Origin of the sequence: Aliihoeflea aestuarii, assembly GCF_024105665.1 — a bacterium.
Classification (GTDB): domain Bacteria; phylum Pseudomonadota; class Alphaproteobacteria; order Rhizobiales; family Rhizobiaceae; genus Aliihoeflea; species Aliihoeflea aestuarii.
In genome coordinates this window covers 226,706-240,084 of sequence record NZ_JAAAMK010000001.1, presented here as the reverse complement: position 1 = coordinate 240,084, position 13,379 = coordinate 226,706, and the positions used below count along the sequence as shown (strand labels likewise).

General features: G+C 63.5%; 11 protein-coding genes. 8 read left to right on the top strand and 3 right to left on the bottom strand.

Annotated elements, in window-relative coordinates; translation table 11 throughout:
• Positions 1 to 150: 150 nt before the first annotated feature.
• Positions 151 to 1,227: a DUF1176 domain-containing protein gene (locus GTW25_RS01180; RefSeq protein ID WP_252910158.1), complete on the top strand. Its 1,077-nt coding sequence runs from the start codon at positions 151 to 153 to the stop codon at positions 1,225 to 1,227.
• Positions 1,199 to 1,867 (top strand): hypothetical protein, encoded by a 669-nt coding sequence (locus GTW25_RS01175; protein ID WP_252910157.1) that lies wholly within the window; start codon positions 1,199 to 1,201, stop codon positions 1,865 to 1,867. Before GTW25_RS01180 ends, GTW25_RS01175 begins: the two co-directional genes overlap by 29 nt.
• A 279-nt stretch (positions 1,868 to 2,146) precedes the next feature.
• Here the strand turns inward: GTW25_RS01175 and GTW25_RS01170 are convergent, their stop codons facing one another.
• A complete protein-coding gene (locus GTW25_RS01170) occupies positions 2,147 to 2,737 on the bottom strand; it encodes a biliverdin-producing heme oxygenase (protein ID WP_252910660.1) in 591 nt (196 codons plus the stop codon).
• A gap of 207 nt (positions 2,738 to 2,944) precedes the next feature.
• On the opposite strand from GTW25_RS01170, the gene GTW25_RS01165 reads away from it, so the two are divergent.
• The gene (locus tag GTW25_RS01165) at positions 2,945 to 5,083 is read left to right on the top strand and encodes a histidine kinase dimerization/phosphoacceptor domain -containing protein (protein ID WP_252910156.1); all 2,139 of its coding nucleotides are present in this window, start codon (positions 2,945 to 2,947) and stop codon (positions 5,081 to 5,083) included.
• A gap of 31 nt (positions 5,084 to 5,114) precedes the next feature.
• Here the strand turns inward: GTW25_RS01165 and GTW25_RS01160 are convergent, their stop codons facing one another.
• Both GTW25_RS01160 and GTW25_RS01155 read right to left on the bottom strand, forming a co-directional pair.
• Positions 5,115 to 5,348, bottom strand: coding sequence for a hypothetical protein (locus GTW25_RS01160; RefSeq protein ID WP_252910155.1), 234 nt, complete (start codon positions 5,346 to 5,348; stop codon positions 5,115 to 5,117).
• A gap of 94 nt (positions 5,349 to 5,442) precedes the next feature.
• Complete coding sequence (locus tag GTW25_RS01155) at positions 5,443 to 6,171, bottom strand: ferric iron reductase (RefSeq protein WP_252910154.1); 729 nt, start codon at positions 6,169 to 6,171, stop codon at positions 5,443 to 5,445.
• A gap of 304 nt (positions 6,172 to 6,475) precedes the next feature.
• On the opposite strand from GTW25_RS01155, the gene GTW25_RS01150 reads away from it, so the two are divergent.
• The 5 genes from GTW25_RS01150 to fhuB all read left to right on the top strand — a co-directional run bounded on the left by GTW25_RS01150 (position 6,476) and on the right by fhuB (position 13,365).
• Positions 6,476 to 7,381, top strand: a complete 906-nt coding sequence (locus tag GTW25_RS01150) for a helix-turn-helix domain-containing protein (protein WP_252910153.1) — start codon at positions 6,476 to 6,478, stop codon at positions 7,379 to 7,381.
• Between the two features lie 151 nt (positions 7,382 to 7,532).
• A complete protein-coding gene (locus GTW25_RS01145) occupies positions 7,533 to 9,710 on the top strand; it encodes a TonB-dependent siderophore receptor (RefSeq protein WP_252910152.1) in 2,178 nt (725 codons plus the stop codon).
• 2 nt (positions 9,711 to 9,712) lie between these two features.
• Entirely contained in the window at positions 9,713 to 10,507 is a 795-nt protein-coding gene (locus GTW25_RS01140; RefSeq protein ID WP_252910151.1) for an ABC transporter ATP-binding protein, read from the top strand.
• Positions 10,508 to 10,540: 33 nt separating this feature from the next.
• Complete coding sequence (locus GTW25_RS01135) at positions 10,541 to 11,410, top strand: ABC transporter substrate-binding protein (RefSeq protein WP_252910150.1); 870 nt, start codon at positions 10,541 to 10,543, stop codon at positions 11,408 to 11,410.
• Positions 11,407 to 13,365 (top strand): Fe(3+)-hydroxamate ABC transporter permease FhuB, encoded by a 1,959-nt coding sequence (gene fhuB / locus GTW25_RS01130; RefSeq protein WP_252910149.1) that lies wholly within the window; start codon positions 11,407 to 11,409, stop codon positions 13,363 to 13,365. The genes GTW25_RS01135 and fhuB overlap by 4 nt, the downstream gene beginning before the upstream one ends.
• Positions 13,366 to 13,379 lie beyond the last annotated feature (14 nt).

Genomic DNA, 13,379 nt, shown 5'->3' with positions numbered 1-13,379 from the left:
TTGATCATACCCTCCACCCTTGCGAACTTATGAATAGCGATCGCGGCGCCAGGAAACCCACCACGCGTTGCTTGTCGATCATACAGGCGTTTCAATCGATTGCCAGACGTATCGCGCCGGGGCATTGTCTAAAAAGATGGAGATGCTCCGGTGATTTACTTGATTGCACTGTCCTTGCTGCTCGTCGCAGGCGCCGCGCAGGCCGAGCCGGGCAAGCTTCGGACCTTCGAAGACTGGATCGTCGGCTGCGACAATGCGGGGGCCTGCATCGCGATCGGGTTCTCGCCGGAGGAGATCGAAACGCTCGCCTATCTGCGGATCGCGCGCGACGCCGGCACCGGCGCGCAACCGGTCGTCTCGGTCGCCATCCTCAACGACATATCGTCGAAGGGACCGATCCGCCTGAGCTTGCCCGAGGGCAGGGGCGAGCTTCCCGTGACGACGCTTGCGATCGATGACCCCTGGGCGGGCTTCGGCTCGATCCCGATCGGGGCAACCGACCACCGGGCCTTCATCGACGCACTTCTGCCGGCCGAAGACCTTGTTTTGACGCTCGATCATGTCACCTCCAATGTTTCGCTTCGGGGCATGACGGCCGCGTTGCGTCATATGGATGTGGTGCAAGGGCGCGTCGATGCCGACGACGCCCTTATCGCCACAGGCGATCGGCCGACCGGCACGGGTTCCGTTCCGCAATCGCTGCCGAGTGTTGCCGCGATGAAGATCGAGGAGTTGCCGCCGTCTGCCGCGAGACCCGACGGGCTGCCGCCCTCCGATGAATTCTGCCCGGACCAGCAGCGCGACTATGTCATCGATACCGGCACCGGCATGCTGATCTGGGGCGTGTGCATCTCGGGCGGTGCCTATAACCTCATCTACGATTTGTTCGTCGTGGCGGACGGAACGGCGACGCCGGCCGATCCCGGTCCTTTGAACGCGAGCTTCTGGAACCAGCCCGGTGCGATGCTGGTCAGCCCAGTCCTGCTGGAAGATGGCCGCAGCATCATGTCCTTCGATCGTGGGCGCGGACCGGGCGATTGCGGCGCGATCAGCTACTGGGCTTTCGACGGTGAGAAACTCGTCCCGACGCAGCTTGCGGTCATGAATGTCTGCCGCGGCGTGCCGCCGGGCGAATGGCCGGTGCTCTATCGTACGAACCAGTCTCCGGAGCGCGCCGAGCTTGAGGGAACGGAACTGAATGACACAGGCCGATCGACCCGAATATGACAGCCGGGCATGGACCGGACCCGCTGCGCCGCCGCCGCGTTTCGACAGGCGCGCGGCACGCCGGACCTTTGAAGAAGCGGGCGGGCGAAAAGCGCGCGCTTCTCAAATTATTGTGGGCGTCATATTCGCGATCGCACTGATCCCCATCGGTCTTTCTGGCTTGATCGGCAACGGCGGCGCGCATGGACTTGCGCCGGGGGGCGGACCCGTCGACGCATTGATGCGCCTTGGCGGTGATCCCCGGTCGAGGATCGTCTGTCTCGCCATCCTTGCCGCCGGGGCAGGTTTGCTTGCAGCGCGGCTGAACCGCAACGCACTGAACGTGGGATTTGCCGCTGTCGAAGACGCTCAGCCGGGCGCGGTCTACACCACCCGCCGCATCTATCTCGTCGCGCCTTTTCTCGTGCTGTGCACGACGGCATCGCCGCCATCTTCCAATTTATGGGGGCCGGTCAGTGTCTTGGTCTGGTGGCTGGGTGCCTATTTGCTGTCCGCATCGATCACCGCCATTGGCGAACGACGCTTTGCCGGCCGCGGAGCCGACGGGATGGCGCGGAGCGGTTGGGACCTTGCAAACATCATCGTCTCGCTGTCGGCTCTGTCGGTCCTGCTCACCTATCTGCTTGGCTTTTCGGCGTAAGCCGTGGGCCTAAGAGGGCCGGCGTGTTCGATTTTACAGCCGGAGGCGGAACCCCCTTGCAGCCGATGCGTTCAGCGCGATCTGTACAGGAATTGCTATCGTGTCGCTTACCAAGGAAATACGCCGGGTCATGAAGCTTCCCATGACCCGAGCGGCTCTGTCTGCATTGCCCGGCTTCGAAGTAACGCGCGAAGACGATCGGTTCGCCGACGCATTGGCACGTCTGGAGAAAGCCGAAACGTCCAATCGATCCGGTACCTCTGCCCGCGCGATGTGGGATTAACCGAAGGCGTCGTCAAGCACGGCCCGGACACGATCGAAAGCTGCCGCAGCACCCGAGACGAGTTCAGCTTCGTGCCGCTCCGCAAGCTCGATGGCGTTCAGCTCATTTTTGAAGGTTTTCCACCGCAGCCCGCGACCTTCCGGCGCCGCAGCCAGATGACGGGCACCGAAAATGTCCGAGAGCCCCAGCGTCCCGGCTTGCCTGAGAAGAAACGCAGCGCCGAGATTCGAGCCCTCCGCAACATAAAGCCAGCCCAAGGCAGCAGGCAGATCGATTCCGGCGTTCGCCGCGAAAAGAGGAGCCGAAGCGTAGGTCGGCGTCCGGGCACCCAGATCGGCCAAATCCTGTTCGATCCTCTCGAGGCGGCTGGACCCGGCGATAGAAGGCATCAAAGCGCAAATCGCGGCATCGTTGTAAAGCGGATCAACCTCGCGATGAAACGCATGCTGCACCTTGAGGAACAGGCAAAAACGCGCTCGGTTCGAAAACGGCTCACAGTCCATGACCGCCTTGTCGAGGCGTTCATGCGTGGTGCTGGTCGATTCTTTCAGCAAGCCCGCCAGATTTGAGCGAAGGGGCAGGGCCATATCGGCAACAGCCATCGTGAACGACTTTCTGCAAAGTGCGAGGCGCGGTCTTGCGAATGATTTCCCAAGCCGGGAAAAGTAGACCCTCGGTGGTTATCCTACCTGTAGCAAAATTCAAATTTCTGCCAAATAGCGTGCTATAGGCGGATAGCGAATTGGCCGAAGCACTGGTTGTTCGTCCTGCAATATCGTCGAAGGACATGACCCATGCTCGAACGTACCGCCGCCGGCCTGACGAATTGCGACATCGAACCGATCCATATTCCCGGCTCGATCCAGCCATACGGGACGATGCTGATCGCCGACGCTCACGGCGTGATCTGCGGCTATGCCGGCAGCGCAGGCGACATCGCCGATATCATGGGCAAGCGGCTGACGGAAACCGTCGCATCCGCCACCGAGGCTGCCATCCGTGATCTTCCGGAAACCGGCATCAAGGTTCTCGCACAAGCCCAATGGGCAGGCGCGACACACGACGTCATCGCCTACAGAAGCGGTAATCATACAATCGTCGAACTGACCGTGGCTGATTCGGGACCGCATCTCGACGCGACGTTTCTGGCTCATCTCGACGGGATGGGAGCGGCGCTCGAACGGTCGACCTCGCTGTCCGATCTGGCCGAGCAGGCGGCGAGGGTCTTTCAGGAGTTGACCGGATATAGCCGGGTCATGGTCTACCGCTTCATCGAGGATGATGCCGGTGTCGTGATCGGCGAAAGCCTCTCAAACGCGGCCGCCGGCTTCATGAACCATCACTTCCCCGCGTCGGACATACCGAAGCAGGCGCGCGCGCTATACGTGCGTAACAGGGTACGCGTGATCGCGGACGTGAACTACACGCCGCTGCCCGTCGTCAGCGGGAGGGACGACCTGACCTCGATCGACATGAGCGATTCGACGCTGCGCAGCGTTTCGCCGGTCCATATCCAGTATCTCAAGAACATGGGAGTCGCCGCGTCGGCGTCGATGTCGATCGTCAAGGACGGGATTTTGTGGGGATTGGTCGCGTGTCATCATGACGAACCGCGACCGCTTTCGCTCACGACCCGACTGGCCTGCCAGACCATCGCCACCGCGCTCGCGCGGCAGATACGCATGCGCGAGGATGGCGATCTGTACCGCGAGCGCATTCGGCTGCGCGGGCAGGAGGATGTGATCGTCAGTCGCCTCGGCTCCGACGAATCTCTTTCGAACTTCCTCGACCGGTCGGGAGCGGATCTGGCCAGTCTCTTGCGGGCAGACGGGTTCGCGGCAATGCAGGGAGCCGACCTTTTCTGCGCGGGGTCCTGCCCCGATCCGATCGACGTCAGGGCGCTTGGCGAGCATGTGCGCAAGCCTGCATCGATCAAGCCGGTCGTGACAAGCCATTTGTCCAGGGAGTTCCCGGCTGCCACCGCCTACAGGGACCTCGCAAGCGGCCTTCTGGCCGTGACGATGTCCACCGAAGTGCCGACGATCCTGATGTGGTTCCGGGCCGAACAGCTCCAGACCGTGAAGTGGGCGGGTAATCCTCACAAGGATGTCGAACTCGAAGAGGGCGCGGTCCTGATGCCTCGCGCCTCGTTCGAGGCCTGGTCCGAACACGTCTCCGGGCGGTCGAAGGAATGGACCCACGCCGAATCGGAATCCGCTTCGCGCGTGGTCAAGCTCATGCTCGAAGCGCGCAACAACCGGCGCATGCGCAAGCTCAACCGCGAACTGACCACCACGCTGAAAGAGAACGAGAGCCTGATCCAGCAGAAGGACTTCCTGTTGAAGGAAGTCAATCACCGCGTCCAGAACAGCCTGTCGCTCGTCTCGGCCTTCCTGCGCATGCAGGCGCGCACCGCCGACGCGGCGGTAAAGGAGCAACTGGCGGAAGCCGAGCACAGGCTGATGGCGGTCGGGCTGGTGCACCGGCGGCTCTATCAGGACGACAGCCTCGAGATCATCGATCTGTCCCGCTATCTGGAGGAACTGGTCGGTGAACTGCAAACGACCATGGATCCGGCATGGAACCAGCACCTCAACCTCGATCTGTCTCCGATGCTGATCGAAACCGAACGTGCGGTGAGCGTAGGTCTCATCGTCAACGAGCTTCTGACGAACGCGGCCAAATATGCCTATGAGGGCAAGCCGGGCCCGCTGACCATCAGCGTCGAGCAGCACCGGGAAACCTTCCGGCTGATCGTCGCCGACCGGGGCAAGGGTCACAAGGGCGAGGTCGAGGGAACCGGCTTCGGTTCACGCATGCTCGCCGCCCTCGTCGACCGGTTGGGCGGCACGATCGATCAAGAGGACAACAAACCCGGCTACAGGACGATCGTCGCCGCGCCGATCAAAATGGCCGAGACGGGCGGGAAGTAAGCAAGGGCCGGATCGCCGCAGCGGCGGCGTGTCACTCCATATCGGGCATGTCGCCGGCCTGAAACAGCGTCACCGGCTCGCCATATTCGCCGATGTCGGGATTGGCCTCCCGGCTCCATGCGATGACGCCGGCATGGTTCGGCACCAGCGTTTGCGCCTGGCGCACGGCACGCTCTTCGGAAGCGTAGTCCTGCGGCCCAAATGCGGTTACCAATTCGCCGTCGTCGTTCCAATCAAACGCCATCACGACAATCAGCTTCGGCATTTTCGGCTGCGGGTGGACCATGGCTTAAGCTCCGTATGTTGGTGACGATGGCTCGATGCGGATCATATCTTGGTCCCGTCAAGGGGCCGCATGATTATCCGCGCGGGAGGCCATGCTCCGCCATTTCTAGCCCGGCCGCAGCGCGCAACTGCTTCCTGATTTCGATATCCCTGGCTTCCGGATTCTGCAAAACGCAGGTAGCGCACAACTCGTAACCGTCCACCGTGTACTGACGACAGCAGCCGCCACGGGATACGAATGTTCGCCGCAATTCGCTCCGGCATGGCTTGATCGCGCGATTCTCTTCCGCGAGGTCGAAGAAATGCAATTGGGGATTGGAGAGCGATGAACGAGCGCGCTTCAATATTCCCATTGCGTCGGCCTGCGAACGCCTTGTCCGGTGGAATTGGTCGCCCGCGTCGAGGAACAATTGGGCGAAGTAATCCGCGACCAGACGCCATAGCGCTGCTCGCCCAAGCCGGGTCGCCAGATGCAGGCTTTCAATCAACGGGCACATGTGTTCTTCGAGCTGGGCGCTGAAGCGGTCACGAAGCGCCGCGCTGCTCATTTCGGGGACGTCGCTACCGTTCGGATGCGGCGAAGCGGCGTCGGTAGCGATGTTCGTTCGCGTCAGCGCGAAGCGAAGCCGGGAAGGCCCGGCCGGTGCGAACGCAACCGCAAGGTTGGATGCGGAAAAGTCCGGCACGACGCGAAAGCCCACGAAAAGCGGCACCAGTCCGGCGGCAAGGGCATAGCTGTAGGCGCCGATCGCAAATGCGGCCTTGCCCTTCCGGTCGAGGCCGGGGAGGGCCTTGTCCTGCAAGACGAGCAATTCCTCGATGGAGCCGTGATCCGCAAAGAATTTTTCGGCGGGGCGCCATCGCCGGTCGAATCCGCCGATCATCTCAAGTGGATAGTGCGGCCACAAACGGCGCTGTGCGCCAAGCGCTTCGTCCAGCACCGAAACGGCATATCCGCCTTGTATGGAAATTGCGCCGTTCATGATTGCGATTAAACCCTGCCATCGCGGTCATGTTTTGCTGTAATTCATTGTCGGTCGCATCACAATGTCATTTCCTCGGGCGCGTCCGCCCGCAGGTCACGCAAAGCAGTCGGAACAGCAGCCAATGCCTACAGACATGTCCTCGATCCGGTTCGGGCCGCGCATGGAAAGCCGCATCACGGGCTTTGCCGTCGAGGACCTGAAATGGCGGGCCTGGGGCGGGCTTGCTGCGGATTTGTGGGACGTCGAATGCATGGACGGCGCGCAGGGCGACTATCTTTCACCCGATCCGCGCCTGTTCGTTCCGCTGGCTATCGCAGGCGAGGGGACGTTCCTTCTGAGAGATGAGCACCGGCAACACCGATTTGGCGGGCGGGTTGGAGGCGTAGCGAGCTACATTCCCGCCGGGCATGCGACGCAGGGCGAGGCGAGGGGACGGCTTCGGCTGCGTCACCTCGATTTGCACATGAGCGAAGCCGGCCTCGTCCGCCGGTTCGGGCGCGCCTTGTCCCGGCGGCAGATGGAAGAACCGCGCCTTTCCCTTTGCGACACGCGCCTTGCCGCGCTGACCGGTCTGTTGGCGGATGCGCTGGATGCCGACGAGCCCTGTCACGACCTGTACCTTGACGGATTGGCCAATGCCCTTCTGGCGGTCCTGTTCGATATCCGTCAGGAAGAAGAGCGGCGGCGGCCGGCGCTTTCACGCACGCAGCTTCGTCTGGCGCTCGATCATATCGACATGCATTGTCTGGAGCCGCTTCGCCTCGCCGACCTCGCCCGGCTCGTCGGCGTTTCCGAAACCTATTTCAGCCATGCGTTCAAGGCCGCGACCGGCGTGCCCCCGCATCGCTTCGTCATGCAGCAGCGCGTGCGCAAGGCACAGGCGATGATGCAGACCTCCGCATCGTCCATCGGCAGCATCGCGGCCGAATGCGGCTTCTCCGATCAGGCGCATTTCAACCGTGTTTTCCGGCAGGTGACGGGCGTGACGCCGGCTCTGTGGAAGCGGGAGAACCCGGTCGGCAAGTGACATTTGTGCATCATGCGACCGACACGAGGCGGACCGGCCCAAAATTGAGCAATCCGGTCAAGAATATTCAATTCAAGCGATATAAGTAGAGCTACACGGTCAAGTTAAGGGGCTGGCGAAACTGCTGGCACGGGGTTGACTGGAGTTCTCGATGACCGACCGTTCGCACTATCGTTCCATGCTTGCCGGCACCGTCGCCGCGCTGGCTCTGCTTCCCGGTTCGGGCGTCATGGCGCAGGAGGCAACCGAACTTGAGGAGATCGTCGTCGAAGGCGCGGCGCTGGAAGAAAATGGCGGTGTCGGTCCCGTCACGGGCGTCGTCGCGCGAACCTCGCGAACGGGCATGAAATCCGCCACCGAACTCACCGCCATTCCGCAGGCCGTCTCCGTCGTCGGCCGCACCGAAATCGACGACATGGGCGCACAGAATGTTGGCGAGGCGCTGCGCTATACACCGGGCGTCCTGACCCAGCCCTTCGGCACCGATAGCGATACGAACTGGCTTTTTATTCGCGGTTTCCAGGCAACGCAGACCGGCGCCTACATGGATGGGCTGCAGCTCTTCGGCTATGCTTTCGGCGGCTTTTATGTCGATACGTTCGGCCTGGAGCGTGTCGAGGTACTGAAGGGGCCGGCTTCGGTCCTCTACGGCGGCTCCAATCCCGGCGGCATCGTGAACTACGTGTCCAAGCGCCCGGATTTCAGCCGCAACCGGTATGTCGAAAGCGGCATCAACGATGCGGGTACCGGCTATGTCGGTTTCGACATTTCCGACGTCGCCAATGAAAACGTGGCGTTGCGCATGAACGGCCGTCTTCAGGGCGGCGAGGGCTATAGCGATTTCCAGAAAGGCTGGCGCGGCTTCATCGCGCCCAGCCTCACCATTCAGCCGGAGGAGGGCACCAGCCTGACATTTTTCGGCAATTACACGCATATCGACGAAACGCACAATGGCGACAGCTTCCTGCCTTACGACGGCACGGTGGTCGATCGCGTCTTTGGCGGCGTGAATTACGGCCGGATCGACCGCGATGCGAACTTCACCGAGCCTTCCGTCGATTTTTACGAGCGCCAGCAAGGTTCGATCGGCTATGAACTTGAACACACGCTGGAAAATGACTGGACCGTGCGATCCAACGCCCGCTTCGGCGTTTCGGACATCGACGAGCAGTTTCTCTATGCCGACGGATGGGCCAGCGCGACCGAGCTGAACCGCGTCAACTTCGCTCACCAGACGCAATCGACGACGTTCCTGATCGACAATCAGCTCGAGGGAACCGTGAACACCGGGGCCGTGGAACATCGCATTTTGGGCGGCATTGACTACAAGTTCTTCAATATCGATCAGGTGCAGTCGGCGGCCGTTTTCGGCACGACGCCGCCGATCGACGCTTTCAATCCGGTCTATGGCGCGCCGCTGACCACTCCGGTCAGCTACACCAATCAGGATCTCACCCAGCGCCAGCTCGGTATCTATCTGCAGGATCAGATGCGTTTCGGCGGCGGCTGGATCGCGACGCTCAACGGCCGTTACGATCACGGCTGGCTGGAAGCGCACGATCGGCCGACTTTCTATGCGCCGGATCAGAACGTCACCCAGAAGCGCAACGATGGCCGCTTCTCCGGCCGTGCCGGCCTCGCCTACGAATTCGCAAACGGAATCACGCCCTATGTGAGCGTGGCGAGCTTCTTCAATCCGATCATCGGCGTCGATGTGAACGACGAACTCTTCCGGCCGGAAGAAGGCGTCCAGTACGAGGCGGGCATCAAATATGCACCGACCTTCATCGACGGCCTGTTTACGCTCTCCGTCTTCGATCTGACCCGGCAGAACGTGCCGTCCAACGTGACCCTGTTCGACCAGCTTCAGCTCGGCGAAGTCCGCTCGCGCGGCTTCGAAGCCGAGGCGAAGGTCAATGTCACCGAACAGTTCAGGGTGACGGCCGGCATCACCGCCTACGACATCGAGATCACCGAGGACGCCAACGCTGCATTGATCGGCAACACGCCCTTCATCGTGCCGGAGGTGCTGGCATCGGTTTCGGCCGACTACACGTTCCGCGAGGGCGGTGCCTGGTATGACGGCGTCACGGCCGGGGCAGGCGTGCGCTACCTGGGCTCGTCCTGGGCCGACAACGAGAACACGCTGAAGGTGCCCGACGCCACGCTGGTGGATTTGAAGCTCGGCTACGAAAAGGACAATTGGGGCGTTGCGCTCAACGTGACCAATGTGTTCGATGAAACCTACGTGTCGAGCTGTCAGGGTGCGAGCGTCTGCTCTTACGGCGAAGGACGTTCGTTCAAGCTCAAGGCCCATGCGCGCTGGTGACGATGACTGAACGCGGAACCATGGAAACTTTGCTGGCGCTGGAGGATGTCACCTTCAGCGCCGGTTCCGTTTCGATCCTGAAACCCGTTTCGCTCGATCTGGTCCGGGGCAGGATGACCGGGATCATCGGGCCGAACGGGTCGGGCAAGAGCTCGCTGGTGCGCCTCGTCGCGCGTCAGCAAAAGCCGACATCCGGCACGATCCGGCTTGACGGCCGCCCGCTCGATGGTTTCGGCGAGCGCGAACTGGCGCGACGCATCGCCTATATGCCGCAATTCACGCCGCCGGCCGAAGGCATGACCGTGCGCGAACTCGTCGCGCTCGGGCGTTTCCCCTGGCACGGCGCGCTTGGTCGCTTTAGCGGTGTGGATGCCGAAAAAGTCGAGACCGCGCTGGAGCGTACCGAGCTGATGCGCTTCGCCGACCGGCTGGTCGACAGCCTTTCGGGCGGCGAGCGCCAACGCGCCTGGCTTGCCATGATGCTGGCGCAGGATGCGTCCTGCCTGATCCTCGACGAGCCGACGTCGGCGCTCGATATCGCGCATCAGGCCGACATGCTGGCGCTGGTGCGCGACCTGACGCGCGAGCGCGATCTGGCCGCGCTCGTCGTGCTCCACGACATCAACATGGCCGCGCGCTACTGCGACGAACTCGTCGCGCTCAAGGATGGCAGGATCGTCGCGCGCGGCGCGCCGGACGCCATCGTCGTGCCCGAAACGCTGGCGGCGCTCTACGGCCTGCCGATGGGCATCATTCCGCATCCGGCGACGGGCCAGCCGCTGAGCTACGTCGCCTGAGCCATGGGAAAGACGCTGAGAACACCAACGGCGATGACGCGCCGCGCCTTTCTCGCTTCGGGCGCGGCGGCGCTTGCGGCGGCGCCTGTCCGCGCCGACGTATCTCGCAGCATCGCGATCATCGACTGGGCCTTGCTGGAGACCGCGCTGGCGCTGGGTATCGTGCCGGCGGCCGCAAGCGAACTCATGCAGTATCGCAATCTCGTTGTCGAACCTGAAGTGCCCGACACTGTCGTTGCCGATCTGGGCCTGCGCGGCTCACCGAATTTCGAGATGCTGCGGCAGGTCGAACCCGACCTGATCGTGATTTCGCAATTCTACGACTATCAGCGCCCGCAACTGGAGCGGATCGCACCCGTCCTGAGCCTGCCCGTCTACGACGCCGGCACGCCCCCTTATGCGCTGGTGGAGGATTCGACCCTCAAGCTCGGCGAAGCCCTCGGTATCGCCGAAAAAGCGCGCGCCTATGTCACGGATACGGCGCGTGAGATCGCGCTTCGGCGCACCGCGCTCACATCGCATCGCGCACGGCCCGTCTTCATCATCAATCTGGGTGATTCCCGCCACTTCCGCGCATTTGGCGGAGACTCCATGTTCGGCGACGTTCTCGGCCGACTTGGGATGGAAAATGCGTGGTCCGACACGACCAGCTACAGCGCCGCTGCGCCCGTCGGCATCGAGGCGCTGGCGCGCGTGCCGGACGCCGGGATCGTCATCGTCGATCCATCCCCGCCGGAAGTCGCACGCGGCCTGCCGCGCAATGCGATCTGGAACGCGCTGCCGGCCGTCCGGGAAGGGCGGGTTGCGACCATCGCCCCCGTCAGCCATTTCGGCGGCCTGCCCTCGGCACGCCGCTTCGCGCGTCTCACCGAATCCGCCATGTCGCAATGGCCGGTCGCATGAAAGGTCAGCGCATCCTTCTGCCATGGGCCGGGCTCGGCCTGCTGGCGGCCATGCTCTTCGCGATGGAACTTCGCGCCGCATGGCCGCAAGGCGACGATGCGTTGCAATGGATCATTCTTCAAAATGCCGTCCTGCCGCGCGCTGTCGTGGCGATCCTAGCCGGCGCGGCGCTCGGCTTGGCCGGGTTGCTGTTGCAGCGCGTATTGCGCAACGCGCTCGCCGAACCGTCGACGCTCGGCATTTCGGCCGGCGCGCAACTGGCGATGGCGACCGCCACCCTTTACGCGCCCGCACTGATGGGCTGGTCGGTCGGCTTCGTCGCCTTTGCCGGCGGTATCGCCGCCGTCGCGATCATTCTCGCGCTCACATGGCGGCGCGGCCTCGAACCCGTCTCGGTGGTGCTCGCCGGCATGATGGTCGCGCTCACCGCCAACGCCGCCAGCGCGGCGCTGATCCTCGCCAATGGCGACTATCTCTTCTCGCTGTTCATCTGGGGGGGCGGCTCGCTGGTCCAGCAAAGCTGGGATCCTGCCATCGCCATAGGGTCACGTCTGGCGATCGGCCTTGCGGCGGCGATCCTGCTTCTGCGACCGCTTGGCATTCTCGGCCTCGACGACGCGTCTGCGCGCAGCCTCGGCGTTGCCCTTCACGCAAGCCGCTTCGCCATCGTCGCATTGGCCGTGTGGATCGCGACGACAGTCGCGGCGGAAGTCGGGATCATCGGCTTCGTGGGTCTTGCCGCGCCCGCATTGGCGACGCTTTCGGGCGCGCGCACGCTTCGCCAACGCATCGTCGCCGCGCCCCTGATCGGCGCGATCCTTCTGTGGGTGACCGACGGGTTGGTCCAGCTCGCCTCCGGTGCAGGCGGCGAGCGTCTGCCGACGGGCGCCGCGACCGCGCTTCTCGGCGGACCCTTGCTGTTGTGGATCCTGCCGCGTCTGCGGATGATGGAATGGCCTTCATTAACGACGCCCATGGCTGCCTCGCGGCGGGCAGCGCGTCCGGTAGCGATGCTGCTCGTCACGCTTGTCGCCCTGATCTTCGCCATGGTGGTCGCCCTTTTCGCCGGCAGCGGACCGTATGGCTGGACCATCGCGACCGGCGACCTTCTCGCCGATTTGTCGCAATGGCGCATTCCGCGAATCGTCGTCGCGGCCGCCGCCGGCGCGATGCTCGCGGCGGCGGGCGTCATGGTGCAGCGTTTGACCGGAAATCCGCTCGCCAGCCCCGAAGTGCTCGGCGTCGGCACCGGCGCGGGAGCGGGGCTGACGGCCGTGCTGCTGATCAACGCCACCGCCGGCCTTTTCTGGCAGATCGCGGGCGCGGCTGCGGGCGCACTCGGTGCGCTCCTGCTCATCCTCGGCGTCGCCGCGCGCGGAAAATTCGGGCCGGAACGGCTGCTTCTGGGCGGCGTGGCCATCGGCGCTGCGGCAAGCGCCATCATCACGGCAGTCGTCGCCATGGGCACGACGACCTCCTACACGCTTTTGACCTGGCTTACCGGCTCGACGGCGCAGGCCGATGCGACGCAGGCATTCACGGCGCTGACGCTGATGGCCGTGCTGATCACTCCGGCGCTTTTGACCGTCCGCTGGCTCGACATTCTCCCGCTCGGCGGCGAAACGGCGAAAAGCCTCGGTGTTCCCCTTATCCGCGCACGTTTCCTCGTAGTGCTCCTCGCCGCGCTGATGACGGCCTCGGCGGCCATGTTCGTCGGCCCGCTTTCCTTCATCGGACTGATCGCGCCGCATCTGGCGCGGCTTCTCGGCCTCGGGCGCGCCCGCGATCACCTGATCGGCGCGGTGCTTCTGGGCGCGGCGCTCATGGTGGTGTCCGACTGGCTTGCCCGCATGGTCGCGTTCCCCTATCAGCTTCCCGTCGGCCTGTTCGCATCGCTGATCGGCGGCCCCTATCTCGTCTACCTCCTGTCGCGCGGCGCGCACCAGCGCGGCTGAGGAACACACCCATG

Bases quoted from the DNA above. Each gene is read 5' to 3' on its own strand.
- fhuB (WP_252910149.1), top strand. From the start codon at position 11,407: ATGAAAGGTCAGCGCATCCTTCTGCCATGGGCCGGGCTCGGCCTGCTG.
- GTW25_RS01135 (WP_252910150.1), top strand. From the start codon at position 10,541: ATGACGCGCCGCGCCTTTCTCGCTTCGGGCGCGGCGGCGCTTGCGGCG.
- GTW25_RS01175 (WP_252910157.1), top strand. From the start codon at position 1,199: ATGACACAGGCCGATCGACCCGAATATGACAGCCGGGCATGGACCGGA.
- GTW25_RS01150 (WP_252910153.1), top strand. From the start codon at position 6,476: ATGCCTACAGACATGTCCTCGATCCGGTTCGGGCCGCGCATGGAAAGC.
- GTW25_RS01170 (WP_252910660.1), bottom strand. From the start codon at position 2,737: ATGGCCCTGCCCCTTCGCTCAAATCTGGCGGGCTTGCTGAAAGAATCG.
- GTW25_RS01145 (WP_252910152.1), top strand. From the start codon at position 7,533: ATGACCGACCGTTCGCACTATCGTTCCATGCTTGCCGGCACCGTCGCC.
- GTW25_RS01160 (WP_252910155.1), bottom strand. From the start codon at position 5,348: ATGCCGAAGCTGATTGTCGTGATGGCGTTTGATTGGAACGACGACGGC.
- GTW25_RS01140 (WP_252910151.1), top strand. From the start codon at position 9,713: ATGACTGAACGCGGAACCATGGAAACTTTGCTGGCGCTGGAGGATGTC.
- GTW25_RS01165 (WP_252910156.1), top strand. From the start codon at position 2,945: ATGCTCGAACGTACCGCCGCCGGCCTGACGAATTGCGACATCGAACCG.